The sequence below is a fragment of the Streptomyces virginiae genome, from assembly GCF_040638905.1.
In the GTDB taxonomy this organism is placed as follows: domain Bacteria; phylum Actinomycetota; class Actinomycetes; order Streptomycetales; family Streptomycetaceae; genus Streptomyces; species Streptomyces virginiae_B.
Genome location: NZ_JBEZYV010000012.1, coordinates 182,362 through 199,242, shown reverse-complemented (window position 1 = coordinate 199,242; position 16,881 = coordinate 182,362). Strand labels below are relative to the sequence as shown.

Annotated in this window: 14 protein-coding genes; 7 read left to right on the top strand and 7 right to left on the bottom strand. The window is 73.0% G+C overall.

Annotation, left to right across the window (positions count from 1 at the left end; translation table 11 throughout):
• Positions 1-523 precede the first annotated feature (523 nt).
• Positions 524-973, top strand: a complete 450-nt coding sequence (locus tag AB0F82_RS19630; protein ID WP_362629195.1) for a PTS sugar transporter subunit IIA — start codon at positions 524-526, stop codon at positions 971-973.
• Positions 974-1,048: 75 nt separating this feature from the next.
• Positions 1,049-2,719 carry a phosphoenolpyruvate--protein phosphotransferase gene (ptsP, locus tag AB0F82_RS19625; protein WP_356813498.1) on the top strand — a complete coding sequence of 557 codons (1,671 nt, stop codon included), beginning with the start codon at positions 1,049-1,051 and terminating at the stop codon, positions 2,717-2,719.
• Between the two features lie 62 nt (positions 2,720-2,781).
• On the opposite strand, the gene AB0F82_RS19620 is transcribed toward ptsP, so the two are convergent.
• Complete coding sequence (locus AB0F82_RS19620; RefSeq protein WP_362629192.1) at positions 2,782-3,702, bottom strand: hypothetical protein; 921 nt, start codon at positions 3,700-3,702, stop codon at positions 2,782-2,784.
• Positions 3,703-3,766: 64 nt separating this feature from the next.
• Positions 3,767-5,749: an acetoacetate--CoA ligase gene (locus AB0F82_RS19615; protein ID WP_362629189.1), complete on the bottom strand. Its 1,983-nt coding sequence runs from the start codon at positions 5,747-5,749 to the stop codon at positions 3,767-3,769.
• A gap of 218 nt (positions 5,750-5,967) precedes the next feature.
• Between AB0F82_RS19615 and AB0F82_RS19610 the strand changes: the two genes are divergently transcribed.
• Complete coding sequence (locus AB0F82_RS19610; RefSeq protein ID WP_362629186.1) at positions 5,968-8,454, top strand: glycoside hydrolase family 31 protein; 2,487 nt, start codon at positions 5,968-5,970, stop codon at positions 8,452-8,454.
• Between the two features lie 255 nt (positions 8,455-8,709).
• On the opposite strand, the gene AB0F82_RS19605 is transcribed toward AB0F82_RS19610, so the two are convergent.
• On the bottom strand, positions 8,710-9,219 hold the full coding sequence (locus tag AB0F82_RS19605; RefSeq protein ID WP_356813502.1) for an NUDIX domain-containing protein: 510 nt from the start codon (positions 9,217-9,219) through the stop codon (positions 8,710-8,712).
• 29 nt (positions 9,220-9,248) lie between these two features.
• Between AB0F82_RS19605 and AB0F82_RS19600 the strand changes: the two genes are divergently transcribed.
• The 4 genes from AB0F82_RS19600 (at position 9,249) to AB0F82_RS19585 (ending at position 11,994) form a co-directional block, all read left to right on the top strand.
• Positions 9,249-9,926, top strand: a complete 678-nt coding sequence (locus tag AB0F82_RS19600) for a M15 family metallopeptidase (protein ID WP_362629183.1) — start codon at positions 9,249-9,251, stop codon at positions 9,924-9,926.
• A 13-nt stretch (positions 9,927-9,939) separates the two neighbouring features.
• Positions 9,940-10,278 carry a DUF962 domain-containing protein gene (locus tag AB0F82_RS19595; RefSeq protein WP_362629180.1) on the top strand — a complete coding sequence of 113 codons (339 nt, stop codon included), beginning with the start codon at positions 9,940-9,942 and terminating at the stop codon, positions 10,276-10,278.
• A gap of 70 nt (positions 10,279-10,348) precedes the next feature.
• A complete protein-coding gene (locus AB0F82_RS19590) occupies positions 10,349-10,807 on the top strand; it encodes a Zn-ribbon domain-containing OB-fold protein (RefSeq protein ID WP_362629177.1) in 459 nt (152 codons plus the stop codon).
• Positions 10,804-11,994: a lipid-transfer protein gene (locus AB0F82_RS19585; protein ID WP_362629175.1), complete on the top strand. Its 1,191-nt coding sequence runs from the start codon at positions 10,804-10,806 to the stop codon at positions 11,992-11,994. Before AB0F82_RS19590 ends, AB0F82_RS19585 begins: the two co-directional genes overlap by 4 nt.
• A gap of 168 nt (positions 11,995-12,162) precedes the next feature.
• Here AB0F82_RS19585 and AB0F82_RS19580 read toward each other — a convergent pair whose 3' ends face one another.
• The 4 genes from AB0F82_RS19580 to AB0F82_RS19565 are packed head-to-tail and all read right to left on the bottom strand — an operon-like array spanning position 12,163 to position 16,516.
• The gene (locus AB0F82_RS19580; RefSeq protein WP_030016310.1) at positions 12,163-12,789 is read right to left on the bottom strand and encodes a GTP-binding protein; all 627 of its coding nucleotides are present in this window, start codon (positions 12,787-12,789) and stop codon (positions 12,163-12,165) included.
• A complete protein-coding gene (locus AB0F82_RS19575) occupies positions 12,770-13,171 on the bottom strand; it encodes a DUF742 domain-containing protein (RefSeq protein ID WP_356813528.1) in 402 nt (133 codons plus the stop codon). The genes AB0F82_RS19580 and AB0F82_RS19575 overlap by 20 nt, the downstream gene beginning before the upstream one ends.
• A gap of 55 nt (positions 13,172-13,226) precedes the next feature.
• Complete coding sequence (locus tag AB0F82_RS19570) at positions 13,227-13,664, bottom strand: roadblock/LC7 domain-containing protein (protein ID WP_030964627.1); 438 nt, start codon at positions 13,662-13,664, stop codon at positions 13,227-13,229.
• The gene (locus AB0F82_RS19565; protein ID WP_362629173.1) at positions 13,661-16,516 is read right to left on the bottom strand and encodes a sensor histidine kinase; all 2,856 of its coding nucleotides are present in this window, start codon (positions 16,514-16,516) and stop codon (positions 13,661-13,663) included. The genes AB0F82_RS19570 and AB0F82_RS19565 overlap by 4 nt, the downstream gene beginning before the upstream one ends.
• Between the last annotated feature and the right edge of the window lie 365 nt (positions 16,517-16,881).

Here is a 16,881-nt window from a genome sequence, read left to right as displayed (position 1 = left end):
ACGGACGCTTCCTTCGTACTCACCCTCGCGGGCTTTCCTCCGGGCTTTCGTTCTGCTGTCTTGCGTTTCCGACTCTATCAGACTCTTTCGCGTCCAATTTCCTCGGCGCTTTCCAGGTTCTCGCTTTCGCGTTTCCCTTTCCGGCGATTCCGACTCTATCAGCGCTTTTCCTTCTCCCTGACCACTCGCCGTATTCCCGAATGGGCATACGAATGAGGGGTAGAGATCGAGATCTGGACTGAAGAGGAGGAGGCCCGTCCATCTGCCGTTCGCGAGATGTTCACGCGGGGCGTCCCGGCGGGAGTCACGACAGTACAGCCCCGGGGGTGCCCAAGCAAATCGATTCAGGCGTATGGTCTAGTCCACCGGTCTAGTCCACTAGTCTCCGTGCCGAAGGACCCGGTCCAGGTCGGGACCTACATCGGACGAACCCGAACATCTAGTGACTTATCCTTCTGAAGAGTACGCCGTTCGCAACAGACTGTGACGGCGACACAAGAGCCCCACCCCTGGGAGGCCCCTCATGACCAGCGTGACGTCCCCACTCGCCGGGCGCGCCATCGGACTCGCGGCAGTGCCGGACCCGGTGTTCTCCGGTGCCATGGTGGGACCGGGCACCGCCATCGATCCCGTGCGTGAGGCCTCGGAGGCGGTGTCCCCCGTCGACGGTGTGGTCGTCTCCCTGCACCCGCACGCGTACGTCGTCGTCGACGGCGAGGGTCACGGTGTACTCACGCACCTCGGCATCGACACGGTCCAGCTCAACGGCGAGGGTTTCGAGCTGCTCGTCAACAAGGGCGACACCGTGACCCGCGGCCAGGCAGTCATCCGTTGGAACCCCGCTGCCGTCGAGGCCCTCGGCAAGTCCCCGATCTGCCCCGTCGTGGCGCTCGAGGCGACGGCCGAGTCCCTGTCCGACGTCGTCGAGTCCGGCGACGTGAAGGCTGACGAAGTTCTCTTCAGCTGGCTGTGAGCCTTCCGCCCCGCACGGGCGTGACGGACATCCATCGCGGCGGGCAGGCCCGCCGCTCAATCGGAGACGGGTGAAATGGAGACAACGCTGCGAGGCGTCGGCGTGAGCCACGGGGTGGCGATCGGCGAGGTGCGGCACATGGGCACGGCGGTTCTCGAGCCGCCCGCCAGGCAGATCACCGCCGACGAGGCGGCGCGCGAACAGGGGCGCGCCCGCCAGGCCGTGAGCGCCGTGGCGGCCGACCTGATCGCGCGTGGCCAGCTGGCCGGTGGCGAGGCCCAGCACGTGCTCGAGGCCCAGGCGATGATCGCCGAGGACCCCGAGCTGATGGCGGACGTGGACCGGCGGATCGCCGTCGGCAGCACCGCCGAGCGCGGTGTGTACGACGCCTTCGCCGCCTACCGCGACCTGCTCGCGGGGGCCGGCGAGTACATGGCCGGCCGGGTGGCCGACCTGGACGACGTACGGAACCGGATCGTGGCGCGGCTGCTCGGCGTGCCGATGCCGGGTGTGCCCGACAGCGACGAGCCGTACGTGCTGATCGCGAGGGACCTGGCCCCCGCCGACACCGCCCTGCTCGACCCGGCGCTCGTCCTCGGCTTCGTGACCGAGGAGGGCGGGCCGACGAGCCACAGCGCGATCCTCGCCCGGGCGCTGGGCGTGCCGGCGATCGTGGCGCTGCCGGGCGCCGGCGAGATCGCCGAGGGGACCGTGATCGCGGTGGACGGCAGCACCGGCGATCTGTTCGTCGACCCTTCCGCGCAGAAGCGGGCGGAGCTGGAGGCCGCGGCCGCCGAGCGCAAGGCGGCGCTGGCCGCCTCGTCCGGTCCCGGTGCTACCTCCGACGGTCACAAGGTGCCGCTGCTGGCCAACGTCGGCGGTCCCGCGGACGTGCCGGCGGCCGTCGAGGCCGGGGCCGAGGGCGTGGGCCTGTTCCGCACGGAGTTCCTGTTCCTGGACGACAGCAAGAAGGCTCCGTCCGAGGAGAAGCAGATCGAGTCCTACCGCAAGGTGCTCGAAGCCTTCCCGGAGGGGCGTGTCGTCGTACGGGTGCTCGACGCGGGCGCCGACAAGCCGCTGGACTTCCTGACTCCGGCGGACGAGCCGAATCCGGCGCTGGGCGTGCGGGGGCTGCGTTCGCTCCTGGACCACCCGGAGGTGCTGCGGACGCAGCTCACCGCGCTGGCGAAGGCGGCCGAGGGCCTGCCGGTCCACCTCGAGGTCATGGCCCCGATGGTCGCCGACCGTGCCGACGCGAAGGCCTTCGCCGACGCCTGCCGCGAGGCCGGTCTGCAGGCGAAGTTCGGTGCGATGGTGGAGATCCCCTCCGCCGCGCTCCGTGCGCGCTCGATCCTCCAGGAGGTCGAGTTCCTCTCGCTGGGCACCAACGACCTGGCGCAGTACGCCTTCGCCGCCGACCGTCAGGTCGGCGCCGTCTCCCGGCTCCAGGACCCGTGGCAGCCCGCGCTGCTCGACCTGATCGCCATGGCGGCCGGGGCGGCCAAGGCCGAGGGCAAGACCTGCGGTGTCTGTGGCGAGGCCGCCTCCGACCCGCTGCTGGCCTGTGTGCTGACCGGTCTGGGTGTCACCTCCCTGTCGATGGGTGCCGCGTCGATCCCCTACGTCCGGGCGACGCTCGCCAAGCACACGCTGGCGCAGTGCGAACGGGCCGCCGCGGCGGCCCGTGCCGCGGACAGCGCCGAAGAGGCGCGCGTGGCCGCACAGGCGGTGCTCTCCGGCGAGTAGCCGGACGGTGTGTCGTGTGGAGATCGTGGGGCCCTCGCCGACGGCGGGGGCCCCGCGGTCTTTCAGTGGTGCGGGCCGGGGGCGTCGACCTCGTAGCCGGGGCAGTACTCGACGCCCGGTTCGGGGGCGACGAGGTCTCCGGTGTCGGCGTCGGTGCAGTACGCGTTGAATACGGCGGCCGCCGAGAGGGCCGTGAGGCGGCCGCGGTCCAGGCGCCAGCCGTGGACCCGGTCGCGATGGCCTTCGGTGGTGCTGCGGACGACCAGTCCCCCGGGGCCGCCGAGGGCGAGGCCCGCGGCGAGGACCGTCACGAAGTCGAGGCTCTCGCGGCCCTCGATGCGCGGTGGGCTGTCCGGGTCGCCGGTGGTGTCGGCGTGGAGGACCGCGACGAGCTGCTCGTCCTCGGTCGGGACGCTGCAGACGAAGTGGTGGTGGCCCGGGCCGGCACCGGCCACGAGGCGTTTGAGCGCGTCGGCGGCACGGTCGAAGGAGGCGTGGCCGATGTCCTCGCCGCAGTCCGCGCAGCGGCCCACTCCGGCGAGGACGGCGGTGGCGTACTCCCAGGTGGCGTGGCGGACGGCTTCGTCGACGAGGAGCGGCACGAGTTCGTCGATGGGCTGGCCGGTGTAGGGCAGGACGGTCCCGCTGCCGGCGAGTTCGGCGGTGTAGCGGGTGCGTGTCTCGGACGTGTCCGGGTCCAGCCCGTGCTCCCCGCAGTACTCGGCGTACTCGTCGGGGTCGAAGAGCGCCACGGTGGTGTGGATGCCCCGGGCCGCGAAGGACCGGAGCAGGCCGTCGACGTGGCGGAGGTAGTCGGCGTAGTCGGCTCGGCGGTCGAAGCCGAAGCTGCGGTAGCCGCACATGGCCGCGAAGTCCCCGGCGTCGGCCAGGAGGCCGACGGTGCCGGGGACCTCGCGGCGCAGCGCGCGGCGCCGGTGGGTGCTGCGGGTCCGGTGGGTACCGGTGTCGTTGTTGCGTGGCATGGCTGGCTCCCCCTGAGTGCGAACACTTGCTCACTCAGCGTAACCATCGCCACTGACAGTGACCTCAGTCGCGGGTGCGGGTACGGGCCAGTTCCTCGTAGAAGCCGAGGAGGTCGATGTTGTCGACGGAGCCCGGGTTGACCGCCTTGGCCAGCGGTGTGCCCTGGAGGAGGCGCTTGACCGGGACCTCGATGCGCTTGCCGGTGAGGGTGTGCGGGATGCCCGGAACCTCGATGACCTCGTCGGGGACGTGGCGCGGGGAGAGTTCCTCGCGGATCGTCGCCTTGATCCGGGCGCGCAGGCCGTCGTCCAGGGCGGCGCCGGGGGCGAGGTGGACGAAGAGCGGCATCCAGTAGCCGCCGTTCGGCTCCTCCAGGCCGATGACCAGGGACTCCTTGATCTCGGGGAGTCGCTCGACGGCCTCGTAGATGTCGGCGGAGCCCATCCGGACGCCCTGCCGGTTGAGCGTGGAGTCGGAGCGGCCGTGGATGATCACCGATCCATGGTCGGTGATCGTGATCCAGTCGCCGTGGCGCCAGACGCCGGGGAACATCTCGAAGTAGCTGTCGCGGTAGCGGCTGCCGTCGGGGTCGTTCCAGAAGTGGATCGGCATGGACGGCATGGGGTTGGTGACGACGAGTTCGCCCACCTCGCCCGTGACCGGCTTGCCCGAGGGGTCCCAGGACTGCAGGTCCGTGCCGAGGCAGGCCGCCTGGAGCTCGCCGATGTGCACGGGGAGGGTGGGGACGGCGCCCGCGAAGCAGCTGCAGACGTCGGTGCCGCCGCTGACGGAGGCGATCCAGAGGTCTTCCGCGACCTCGTCGTGGAGCCAGCGGAAGCCGTCGGGCGGGAGCGGGGAACCGGTGGTGGCCACGCACTTCACGGCAGAGAGGTCGAAGTCGCGGGACGGGTGGACCTCGGCCTTGCGGCAGGCCATGACGTAGGCGGCGGAGGTGCCGTAGAGGGTGGCGCCGGTGCGTTCGGCGATGCGCCACTGGGCGCCCGTGTCCGGGTAGCCGGGGCTGCCGTCGTAGAGGACGACGGTGGTTCCGGTGAGGAGTCCGGAGACGAGGAAGTTCCACATCATCCAGCCGGTGGAGGTGTACCAGAAGAACCGGTCCTCCGGGCCGAGGTCGCAGTGCAGGCCGAGCTGCTTGAGGTGTTCGAGGAGGATGCCGCCCTGGGACTGGACGATGGCCTTGGGCAGGCCGGTCGTACCGGAGGAGTAGAGCACCCACAGGGGGTGGTCGAAGGGCACCGGCTCGAAGACGGGCTCGGTGTCTGCGGCGGTGAGCGCGGACCAGTCGAGGGCGCCCTCGGGCGCGGGCGTGCCGAGGAGCGGGATGTGGACGACGGCGCGCAGGGAGGGGAGCTCCGCGCGGAGCTCGGCGACGGCCTCGCGGCGGTCGTGCTCCTTGCCGCCGTAGCGGTAGCCGTCCACGGTGAACAGGACAACGGGCTCGACCTGCTGGAAGCGGTCGAGGACGCTGCGGGCGCCGAAGTCGGGGGCGCAGGAGGTCCACACGCCGCCCACCGCGGCGGTGGCGAGGAGGGCCACAGCCGCCTCGGGGATGTTGGGGAGGTAGCCGCTGACGCGGTCGCCGGGGCGTACGCCGAGGGCGCGCAGCTCGGCGGCGAGCGAGCCGACCTGGCGGCGGAGAGCGGCCCAGGTGACGGGGACGGGCTCGTGGGTCTCGTCGACGTACAGCAGGGCCGGGTCGTCGGCGCGGGCCGGGTCCTCGGCGGCGCGCAGCGCGTGCTCGGCGTAGTTGAGGGTGGCTCCGGTGAACCACTGGGCGCCGGGCATGGACCGGTCGGCGAGGACGGACGCGTACGGGGTGGTGAAGCGGACGTCGAACCATTCGGCGACGGCCTGCCAGAAGGTGTCGAGCTCGTCGACTGACCAGCGGTGCAGGGCGGGGTAGCCGCCTTCCGCCGGGGCTCCGAAGCGCGTTGCGGCCCAGGCCTGGAAGGCGGTGATCCGGGCCGCGGAGATCCGGTCGGGGCCCGGCGCCCAGAGGGGTTCCGGCTGGGTGGCTGAGGTCATGGGTCGGCTCCCGGTCAAGTCTGCGGCTCGCGCTTCGTGTGCGTACGGTGCCATCGCGCGGGGGTGCGCGCGGCGGCTCACAGGGACGATGCCATGTGATCGACGGCTGCACCAGGGCCGGCCTGGCCGGTCGGGTGAGCTGCGGGGGACGCCGCCGGCGGGTGAACGGCAGTTGAACGCCGTCCCCTCGGGCGGGGGCCGGTGGCAGGGTGAGCGGCATGGACGGTCGTGATCTGGTGCGTGCGGTGAAGGACATCGGTACGGAGCGCGGTCGACGGGCCTGGCTCTCGGCGTGGCGCCGGCGGCGCACGGACGCGGCGGGGCTCCCGCGCCGGGGCGCGGAGCGGGCGCGGGTGCCGGGTCTGCTGATCGGTACGGAGCCCCGGCCTGGCGGGGGCGTGCTGCGGTTCGCGCGCTCGGAACTGGTGGTGCGGGTGATGGCGGGCGGGGTGGTGTTCTGGGCCTGGGACGGGGCAGGGGCGACGCCGTCGTACGCGGTGGTGGGGAGCGGGCCCGAGCCGGACCTGCGGGCCGCGCTGGAACCGGACACCGGCGGCGGCTGGCGGGTGGTGTCGGAGCGGGTGACGGTGGCGGTGTCCCGGCACGGGGCGGTGGAGGTGCGCACCCCCGGCGGGACGGTGCTGCGGCGGGAGTCGCCGCCGCGGTGGTGGGAGCCGGTCCCCCTCGCCGGGGAGGCCGCGGAGGATGCGCACTCCACCCCGGCGGGTCCGCGCCCGGACGGGACGCGCCCCGCGGAGGAACGGGCCGGCTCCGGGCCGGCGCGGACCGGTGCGGCAGGGGGTGGGGGGCGGTGGGTGGTGCGCACTGAGGTGCCGGCGGACGCCCGGTTCTTCGGGCTCGGTGGGCGGGCCGCGGGGCCGAGGCTGCGTGACGGGGTGTACCGGCTGTGGAACACGGATCCGAAGGGGGGCTTCGGGCCGGGCGTCGATCCGCTGTACCTCACCATGCCGGTGCAGATGGTCGTGGCGGACGCCGGGACCCACTTGGTGTTCCACGACAACTGCTGGGACGGCCGGGTGGTGCTGCGCGAGGGCGAGGAGGGCGCGGGGTCGGGGCCGGACCGCCCGGGGGTGAGCGAACTGCGCATGGAGGGCGGGCCGCTGCGGTGCTGGGTGCTGGTGGGGACGCCGGCCCGGGTACTCCAGGGCTGGTCGGGGCTGACAGGCTCGGCCGCGGTGCCGCCGGAGTGGGCGCTGGGGTACCAGCACGCCCGGTGGGGGTTCGGGAGCGCGGCCGAGGTACGGCGGGTGGTCGCCGGGTACGCGTCGCGCGGGCTCGCGCTGTCGGCCGTGCACCTGGACATCGACCACTACGACGGGCACCGGGTGTTCACGGTGGACGCGGAGCGGTTCCCGGATCTGCCGGGCCTGGCGCGGGAGTTGCGGGAGCAGGGGGTGCGGCTCGTATCGATCGTGGACCCGGCGGTCAAGGCGGGCGACGCGCTGCACGCGGCCGGGCTGACGGTGGGGTCGGGCGGTGCGTTCGTACGGGACGCGCGCGGCCAGGAGGTGCGGGGGGAGGTCTGGCCGGGCGAGTGCGCCTATCCGGACTTCACCGATCCCGAGGTGCGGGAGTGGTGGGGCGGGCTGTACGAGGAACGGCTCGCGCAGGGTTTCTCCGGTTTCTGGCACGACATGAACGAGCCGGTGTCCTTCACGGCGTTCGGGGACTCCACGCTGCCGCGGTCGGCGCGGCACGCGATGGACGGGGCGGGCGGTGACCATCGGGAGGGGCACAACGTGTACGCGCTGGGGATGGCGCGGGCGGGGTGGGAGGGCCTCGTGCGGCTGCGGCCGGCGGAGCGGCCGTTCCTGTTCTCCAGGTCGGGCTGGGCGGGGATGCAGCGGTACGGGGGCAACTGGTCGGGTGATGTGGAGACCAGCTGGGAGGGGCTGCGGGCCTCGCTGGCGCTGGTGCTGGGGCTGGGCCTGTGCGGGGTGCCGTACTCGGGGCCGGACGTGGGCGGGTTCGGCGGTTCGCCGACACCGGAGTTGTACGTGCGCTGGCTGCAACTCGCTTCCTTTCTGCCGCTGTTCCGCACGCACTCGGCGATCTGGGCGGGACGGCGGGAGCCGTGGGAGTTCGGGCCGGAGGTCGAGGAGCAGGCCCGGGCGGTGATGGCGGAACGGGAGCGGCTGCGGCCGTACTTCGTGTCGCTGGCTCACATGGCGCGGCGCACGGGCGCTCCGTACGTACGGCCGGTGTGGTGGGGGGCGCCGGAGGACCGGCGGCTGCGGGACTGCGAGGACTCGTTCCTGCTGGGTGACGCGCTGCTGGTCGCGCCGGTGCTGGAGTGCGGCGCGGACCGGCGGGCGGTACGGCTGCCACGCGGGCGGTGGTACGACACCGCGACCGGGGCGGCGTACGAGGGGCCGGGCCAGATCCTGCTGGACGCCCCGCAGGGCCGGATCCCGGTGCTGGCGCGGGCGGGTGCGGTTCTGCCGGTGCGGTCCGCGGCGGGCGACGGGGTGGAGCTGGAGGTCTGGGCGCCGGCCCGGGGCCGTACGGGTGGCGGGGTGGTGGTCCGGGACCCGGGGCCGGGCTTCGGGGCGGGCGCGGTCGAGCGGTACACCTCGCGGTGGGCCGGGGACACCGTGGTGGTGGAGGACGGGGCGGGGGCGGCTGTGGAGGGTGTGGTCGTGCGGGGGCTCTGGGCGGCGGGTCCGGGGGATGGTGCGGCTTGAGGAACGGGGCTCCGCCCCGGACCCCGCGCCGCGAACGCCGGCGGGGCTGGGTGTGCCCCGGGCCGCAGAAGCCGGCGGGGCTGGGTGTGGCCGGCGCCGCAACGGCCGGGGGGCTGGGCGTGGCCCGCGCCCCAACAGCCGGCGGGGCTGGGTGTGCCCCCGCGCCGCGAGCCGGACCGGCTGGAGTCGTTCAGGCGTAGTGCCGGCGGGGCTGGGTGTGCCCCCGCGCCGCGCGACCCGGACCGGCTGGAGTCGTCAGGCGTAGTGGCCCGCGAACCAGGAGGACGCCGCCTGGGTGTGGAGGGGGAAGGCCAGTGCCGTGGGGGCGCGCAGGACGTGCCAGCCCGTGGTCTCGTCCGTCGGCTCGGAGGCGGGGAGGGTGTTCGCGGGGCGGGGCGGGAGGAGGCCGAAGAGCAGGAGGTGGCCGGCCGGCGAGCTGAGGGCGTCGGCCAGGGTGACGTCCGCGGCGGCGGCCGTGATGCCGGTCTCCTCGCGCAGCTCGCGGACGACGGCGTCGCGCCAGTCCTCGCCGAAGTCGATGAAGCCCCCGGGAAGGGCGATGCCGCCGAGGGCCGGTTCGATCGTCCGGGTGATGACCACGAGGCCGGTGCCGTCCGCGTCCTCGACGGGGAGGAGGGTGACGGCCACGGGGAGGGGGTTGCGGTAGGCGGTGGCTCCGCAGGCCGGGCAGGTGCGGGGCCAGGTGGTCGTACCGTACGGCGCTCCGCAGGTGGAGCAGTGCGAGTCCCTCAGCTGTTCCGGCATTCCGTGATGGTATGCCAAGGGATATGCGGATGACGGCTGTTGTGGGGCTGGTCGGGGTGCTGGCGGGAGGGGCGGCGCCGCCCGGGTTCACGGCGCTCAGGGAGGTGGATCCGAGCATCCGGCAGGACATCCGGTACGCCGGAGAGCGGAACTTCACCGGCGGAGTGGTCGACGGTTACGAGGAGCCGGAGTGCCTGCTGGCCCGGTCGGCGGCGCAGGCGCTGCGGCGGGCGCAGCGGGTGCTGTTGCGGCGGGGGTACTCGCTGCGGGTGTACGACTGTTACCGGCCGCAGCGGGCGGTCGACCGGTTCGTGCGGTGGGCCCGGGAGGAGGACGGTCCGGACGACATGGCGCGGAAGGCGGAGTTCTATCCGCGGGTGGAGCGGGGCCGGCTGATTCCCGGGGGGTACATCGCGGAGAGGTCCGGGCACAGCCGGGGGAGCACGGTCGACGTGACCCTGGTGGAACTCTCCGGGCGGGAGGTCGACATGGGGACGGCGTTCGACTTCTTCGATCCGCTGTCGCACACGGACGATCCGCGGGTGACGGGTGCGGCCCGTGCCAACCGGCAGCTGCTGAAGCGGGTGCTGGGCGGGCAGGGGTTCGTGAACCTTCCCGAGGAGTGGTGGCACTTCACCTACAAGCCCGAGGCCTTCCCGGACACGTATTTCGACTTCCCCGTCGCTGTCGCCGAGGTCCGGCCGTGAGTACCTTGCCCGCATGGCTTTCAGCTCGTACGAGGAATTCTGGCCGTACTACGTCGCGATGCACTCCCGCGCCGCCACCCGCTGGGTGCATCTCACCGGCACGCTCACCGGTCTGGCGCTGACCGCCTACGGGGTGGCGCGCGGCCGCACGCGCTACCTCGCCGCCCTCCCCCTCCTGGGGTATGGGACCGCCTGGCCGGCGCACTTCCTGATCGAGGGGAACAATCCGGCCACCTTCGGGCATCCGGCGTGGTCGCTGCGCGGGGACGCGCAGATGATCCGGATGATGCTGGCCGGGCGGGACGCGGAGCTGGACGAGATCGCCCGGAAGTGGCTCGCCGAGAACCGGTGACCCGGGCCGGACGGCCGTGGCAGACTCCTAATTTCTGACGAAACGTCAGCTCTTCGGCATGGGAGGGGTCTTGGCACGCACACGTACACCCGTCGTGAGCGGGTGGTTCACCGAGAACGCGCCGGACGGGGGCGGCTTCCGGCTGCTCGGCACCCGGTGCTCGGCCTGTACCGCGGTGTTCTTCCCCCGTGAGGACGCCCACTGCCGCAACCCGCGGTGCCCCGGCGGCGGGGAACTCGCCGAGGTACCGCTGTCCCCGCGGGGCCGGGTCTGGTCCTACACCGACGGGCGCTACCGGCCGCCCGCGCCGTACGTGTCCGACCCGGCCGCGCCCTGGGAGCCGTACACCCTGGTCGCGGTGGAGCTGGAGGCGGAGGGGATGGTGGTGCTGGGCCAGGCCGCACCCGGGGTCGGGGTTGCCGATCTGGCGGTGGGCATGGAGGTCGAGGTGGTGGGCGGCGTGCTGAACGAGGACGCCGGGACCGCCTGGACCACCTGGCTGTTCAAGCCGGTGGGAGGGGCCGCGTGAGCGCCGAGGTGGCCGTCCTGGGGGCCGGCATGCACCCGTGGGGCAAATGGGGCCGCAGCTTCGTCGAGTACGGGCGGAGCGCGGCGCGGGCGGCGCTCGCGGACGCGGGCCTGGACTGGACGGACGTGGGGTCGGTCGTCGGCGCCGACACCGTGCGTTGCGGATACCCGGGCTACGTGGCCGGCGCCACCTTCGCCCGGGCCCTCGGCTGGCAGGGCGCCCGGGTGACCAGCGTGTACGCGGCCTGCGCGTCAGGGGCCCAGGCGATCGGGGCGGCCCGCGCGCAGATCCTGGCGGGCCTGGCCGACGTGGTGCTCGTGGTCGGCGCGGACGCCGCGCCCAAGGGGTTCTTCGCACCGGCGGGCGGCGACCGGCCGGACGATCCGGACTGGCTGCGGTTCCGTGTGCTGGGCGCGACCAATCCGGCGTACTTCGCGCTCTACGCCCGCCGCCGGATGGCCCTCCACGGGGACACCCTGGCGGACTTCGCCCAGGTCAAGGTGAAGAACGCGGCGGCCGGACGGCTCAACCCGCACGCCCGCTACCGCAAGGCGGTCACCGCCGACGAGGTCGCCGCCTCGGCGGTGGTCGCCGATCCGCTCCGGCTGCTGGACATCTGCGCGACCTCCGACGGGGGCGCGGCGCTGGTGCTCACCAGCATGGACTTCGCGCGCTCGCGCGGCGTGGCCGATCCGGTGCGGATCCGGGCGGTGTCGACGGTGACGCCCACCTATCCGCGGACGGTGCTGGACCTGCCGGACATCGCCACCGACTCGACGACGGCCGTGGGGCCGGCCGCCGGGTCCTTCCGGTCCTCGATCGCGCGCGCCGCGTACGAGGAGGCGGGGCTCGGGCCGGAGGACCTCTCGCTCGCCGAGGTGTACGACCTGTCCACCGCCCTGGAGCTGGAGTGGTACGAGGACATCGGGCTGTGCGCCGAGGGCGAGGGGGCGAAGCTGGTGCGGGAGGGGGCGACGACCCTGGGCGGGCGGATCCCCGTCAACACCAGTGGGGGGCTGGCCTCGTTCGGGGAGGCGGTGCCGGCCCAGGCCATCGCCCAGGTGTGCGAGCTGACGTGGCAGTTGCGCGGTACGGCCGGGCAGCGGCAGGTGCCCGGCGCGCGGGCGGGGCTCACCGCCAACCAGGGGCTGTTCGGGCACGGGTCGGCCGTCGTCGCCGTGCGCTGAACAGTTCGTGTTGTCCTGGCGCTTGACGGCCCCCGGCGGCAGGTTCACACTCGCTCCACGGTCCCGCACCGCCTCCGGGCCCACGAGACCCCACGTGAGAGCTGCGGCCCGTACCCCAGTCGGCGGGGGTACGGGCCGCGCCCGTGTCGTCGCGCGGACCCGCCCGGTTCAGGCTCCCGCGGACAGGCTCCGGCGCCGCTCGCGGGCCAGGGACATCGCGTGTTCCACGACCCCCACCAGCACGTCCTTCACGGACTCGCGGTCCCGCGCGTCGCACAGCAGCACCGGGACCCCGGGGTCGAGGTCGAGTGCCGTCCGCACGGTCACCACGGGGTGGCGGTCCGCGCCGTCGAAGCAGTTGACCGCGACGACGAACGGGATCGCACGCCGCTCGAAGTAGTCGATGGCCGCGAAGCAATCGGCCAGGCGGCGGGTGTCAGCGAGGACCACGGCGCCCAGGGAGCCCTGGGCCAGCTCGTCCCACAGGAACCAGAAGCGGTCCTGTCCGGGCGTGCCGAACAGGTACAGCACCAGGTCCTCGCGGAGCGTGATGCGCCCGAAGTCCATGGCCACGGTCGTGGTGCTCTTGCCCTCCACTCCCCCGGTGTCGTCTACGCCGACGCCGGGCTCGGAGAGCCGTTCCTCGGTCCGGAGCGGTCTGATCTCGCTGACCGCGCTGACCAGGGTGGTCTTGCCCACCCCGAAGCCGCCCGCGACCAGGATCTTCAAGGTCAGCGGCTCGACCGGCGACACCGCGTGCATGGCACCGGTGCGGCTAAAGCGCCCGAAGGCCATCGATCACCTCACGCAGAATGGATTCATCGGGCAGTTCTGCCGGGGGTACCGGCCTGGTCACGTGGACCAGTTCCTCATCGACCAGGTCGCCGATGAGGACGCGTACGACCCCGACCGCGAGGTCGAGGTCGGCCGCCAGTTCGGCGACCGACTGGGGCCGTTCCCGGCACAGCCCGAGGATGTGGGCGTGTTCCGGGGAGAGGGTCATGTCCCAGACCGGATCGTCGGCCGCCGGTTCGGCGACGACGAGGGCGATCAGGTCGAGGCGGTGCTGGCCCGCGTGGCTGGTCCGGCCGCGGGTCATGGCGTAGGGGCGTACGACGGGACCCGCGTCGTCGTCGAACCAGTGCGGGTGGTCCGGGGTGGACGGGTCGAAGGGCATGCCGGCGGTAATGTCGGCGAGATGGTCCTGGCCTGGGTCGCTCATGCCTTCCGACTCACCCTCCGGCTGGCAGCCCGGTGCGTGGGGCGGTCGCCAGGTGGTCCCCCACCCGCTTCACCATCAGCGTCATCTCGTACGCGACCTGGCCCACGTCGGAGTCGGCGTCGGCCAGGACGGCCAGGCAGCTGCCGTCGCCCGCGGCCATGACGAAGAGGAACGCCTCGTCCAGCTCGACCACGGTCTGGCGGACCCGGCCGGAGTCGAAGTGCCGGCCGACGCCCTTGGCCAGGCTGTGGAACCCGGACGCGACCGCCGCCAGGTGCTCGCTGTCCTCGCGGGTCAGGTCCTTCGAGCTGCCCGTGGGCAGGCCGTCGCCGGAGAGGACCACCGCCTTGCGGATGGACCCGACCCGGTCGACGAGCTCGTCGAGGAGCCAGTTGAGCGGGCCGGAGCCGCGGCCCCTGCTGTCGTTGCCGGTCTGCGGTGCGGTCATCGACCGTCCCCTTCGTTCTCGTTCGCGGGACCGCCGGCGGGGAATGTGCCCGCCTCGGTCTCGGACTGCTGCTGTGCGTGCCGGTTGCGGCCCGCCGTCCAGCCACGCTGGAGAGCGGACATGCGCGTGCGTACGTCCTCCGCGTCGCGGTCTGCCACCTGGTCGGGGGCGGCTTCGGCGGTAGCGGACGACGTGGACTTCTTGAGCTGCGGGGCCAGGCTGGCCTGACGGATGCGGCGGGGCAGCCCGCCGGTGTCGGGGCCGACGGCGGGTTCCGCGTCGTCGGATCCGGCCGCGGGGGCGTGCTGCGGGACCGCGGACACCGGGCGGGGGTCCACCCGGCGGCCGTGCTCGGCGACCAGGGTCGGGGTGGGGCGGCGGCGCGGCAGCGGTACGGCTCCCGGCGAGCGGGGGCCGTCGGGGCGGGGGGCCTCCAGGCGCTGGGTGTCCAGCCGGACCGGTCCGGTGGGGACGAGCGGCTCGCGTTCCCGGTCGCGGTCGCCGTTGCGGGAAGAGCCGTTGCGCAAGGAACCGTTGCGGGTGGAGCCGTTGCGCTCGGCGTGGCGGTCGGTGTGCGGCCGGTCCGCCGGGCGCAGGCCGAGCAGGGCGCTGCGCGGGGTGCCGTTCGGCGGGGTCTCGTCGTCGAGGGTCGCCATGGCCGGGCGGCCGGGGCGGCCGGCGCCCGGGCGGCCCGCGGCAGCGGCCGGATCGTCGTCGAGGGCGGCGGTGTCGTCGAGGGGGCGCAGGCCGTCCAGGCCGCGGCCGTCGAGCGGGGCCTCCAGCTCGACCGGGCCGCGCAGTTCGGCGGTGGGCAGCGGACGGCCGGACGACGCACGCTCCACGGCGGAGGTGATGGGGCGCTCGGAGTGCGTCCTGCCGATCTGGCCGGCCTTCGCGGCCCTGCCGGACTTGGCCGCCCGGGGGCCGTCCAGCCGTACGCCGCTGCCGCTGGTCTCGGGGGCGTCGGTGAGCAGGGCCGACGGGAGGAAGACCACCGCGGTGGTGCCCCCGTAGGGGCTGGGCTGGAGGACGACCTTGACGCTGTGGCGCTGCGCGAGGCGGCTGACGACGAACAGGCCGAGCCGGTCGGTGTCGGAGAGTTCGAACTCGGGGGTCTCGGCGAGCCGGAGGTTCGCGTCGAGGAGCGCCTCCGGGGTCATGCCGAGGCCCCGGTCGTGGATCTCGAGGGTGAATCCGTTGGCCACGCGCTCGCCGTGCACCTGGACCGCGGTGTGGGGCGGGGAGAACACGGTGGCGTTCTCGAGGAGTTCGGCGATGAGGTGGGTGACGTCGGCGACGGCCGGGCCGACGATGCCCAGACGGGTGAGGCGGCGCACCTCTATTCGCTCGTAGTCCTCGACCTCTGCGACGGCGGCCCGTACGACGTCCATGAGCTGGACGGGCTTGCGCCACTGGCGGGAGGGGGCGGCTCCGGAGAGGATCACCAGGCCCTCGGCGTGGCGGCGCATGCGGGTGGTCATGTGGTCGAGGCGGAAGAGGTCGGCGAGCTCCTCGGTGTCCTCGGTGCGGCGCTCCATGGTGTCGAGGAGGGTCAGCTGGCGGTGCAGCAGCACCTGGTTGCGGCGGGCCAGGTTGACGAAGACCTCGGAGACGCCGCGGCGCAGGTCCGCCTGCTTGACGGCGGCCTCGACGGCGGCCCGCTGGAGGGTGTTGAGGGCCTGGCCGACCTGGCCGACCTCGTCCTTCTCGTATTCGAGGTGGGGCGCCTCGGTCTCGACGTCGACGTGTTCGCCGGCGGCCAGGCGCCGCATGACGCTCGGGAGGCGGACGCCGGAGGCCTCGTGGGCCTCCTTGCGCAGCCGGGAGAGGTCGCGGACAAGGTCGCGGCCGATGCGCACGGACAGGACGAGGGACACGATGAGGGCGAGGAAGCCGAGGAAGCCGGCGGCGGCTGCCTGGATCATGACGTCCGTGGCCACGGGCTCGATGCGCCGCTGGTAGCGGTCGCCGGCGTCGGTGTTCATGTCCGCGAGGTCGTCGAGGACCTTGGCGGAGGCCTCGTCCCACTGGGCGGCGGTGAGGTTGCGCGGCTTGTTGACAGCGCCGCCGGAGATGAAGCGTTCCTCGGCGTCGCGCAGCGGCTGGGTCTGGGGGTCCTTCCAGAACTGCTCGAAGCGCTCCCGGTCGTCGGCGGGGAGGGTCACGAGGTTGAACTCGTAGAGCAGGGAGCGGTTGGCGGCGAAGTCGGAGACGCGGCGGACGTCACCGGCGCTGATGTTGCGCGCGGCGAGGGCGGAGGCGATCACGGCGTCCTCGCGGGAGAGCAGCTCGCGGGCGCGGCTGATGCCGACGAGCGCGCGGCCCTCCTTGTCGACCTCGACGTTGTCGAGGCCGTGGAGGTTCATGAGGAAGTCGTAGCAGGGGTCGACGAGCCGGTTGTAGAGCTCCAGGGCCTGACCGGGGTCGAGGGCGTTCTGGTCGACGGAGCGGCGCATGGAGCCGATGCCGTGGAAGGCGGAGACGATCGAGCGCAGGCGCTGGGCGCTCTGCGGGCTGAGCTCGTCGACGACCTTGGGGTCGCGGGCGCTCACGCTGATCTTCTCGACGGCCTGGTCGGTCTCGGCGCGGCGCTTGGCGAGTTCGGCGGTGGCGGTGGCGGCCCGGGGGTCTCCGAGGACGACGAGGGTCTGGCGCCGCTCCTTCTGGATGACGCGGGCGACGTCCTCGACGGGGTAGCCGACCTTGTCGATGACGTAGGCCACGTCGAAGAGCTGGAGGGCCTGGCGGCCCGTGATGACTGTGGCGAAGCCCCAGAGGGCGGTCAGGGAGACGAGCGGCACAAGGAGCAACGCCACGATCTTCCGGCGGATGGACTTCCCGCGAAAGCGCATGGCCTCCCCAGCCTCCCCCAGGTCAACCCCGTTGCCGGGGGTCGGTGTTCCGTCATTTAAACGGCGTGAGCCTACTACTGCTGGGGGGTAGGTTCGAAGGCGTGTCCGGACGTTTTCGGCCTGACCCCCTGAGGAAGATCGCCAGTTGTCCGACACTTCCGGTCAAGTGCAGCCCGATATGTGGCAGATGACACTTGGTGAGGCGTCAATTCGCGCAGCCTGATGGATGGCTGGAATTATTCGTTCCGCGATCTTCGAGGCGTGTGGAAGCATCCGGCATTCGGGAATCTCCAGGCCCCGCCGGACGTCTGTCTGTACGAGGGACATGTCGGGGTAGACGTGTTGGGGTAGGCATGGCGGACCGC

Bases quoted from the DNA above. Each gene is read 5' to 3' on its own strand.
- AB0F82_RS19610 (WP_362629186.1), top strand. From the start codon at position 5,968: ATGGACGGTCGTGATCTGGTGCGTGCGGTGAAGGACATCGGTACGGAG.
- AB0F82_RS19615 (WP_362629189.1), bottom strand. From the start codon at position 5,749: ATGACCTCAGCCACCCAGCCGGAACCCCTCTGGGCGCCGGGCCCCGAC.
- AB0F82_RS19575 (WP_356813528.1), bottom strand. From the start codon at position 13,171: ATGCCCTTCGACCCGTCCACCCCGGACCACCCGCACTGGTTCGACGAC.
- AB0F82_RS19605 (WP_356813502.1), bottom strand. From the start codon at position 9,219: ATGCCGGAACAGCTGAGGGACTCGCACTGCTCCACCTGCGGAGCGCCG.
- AB0F82_RS19620 (WP_362629192.1), bottom strand. From the start codon at position 3,702: ATGCCACGCAACAACGACACCGGTACCCACCGGACCCGCAGCACCCAC.
- AB0F82_RS19580 (WP_030016310.1), bottom strand. From the start codon at position 12,789: ATGGCCTTCGGGCGCTTTAGCCGCACCGGTGCCATGCACGCGGTGTCG.
- AB0F82_RS19600 (WP_362629183.1), top strand. From the start codon at position 9,249: ATGACGGCTGTTGTGGGGCTGGTCGGGGTGCTGGCGGGAGGGGCGGCG.
- AB0F82_RS19565 (WP_362629173.1), bottom strand. From the start codon at position 16,516: ATGCGCTTTCGCGGGAAGTCCATCCGCCGGAAGATCGTGGCGTTGCTC.
- AB0F82_RS19595 (WP_362629180.1), top strand. From the start codon at position 9,940: ATGGCTTTCAGCTCGTACGAGGAATTCTGGCCGTACTACGTCGCGATG.
- AB0F82_RS19630 (WP_362629195.1), top strand. From the start codon at position 524: ATGACCAGCGTGACGTCCCCACTCGCCGGGCGCGCCATCGGACTCGCG.
- ptsP (WP_356813498.1), top strand. From the start codon at position 1,049: ATGGAGACAACGCTGCGAGGCGTCGGCGTGAGCCACGGGGTGGCGATC.
- AB0F82_RS19570 (WP_030964627.1), bottom strand. From the start codon at position 13,664: ATGACCGCACCGCAGACCGGCAACGACAGCAGGGGCCGCGGCTCCGGC.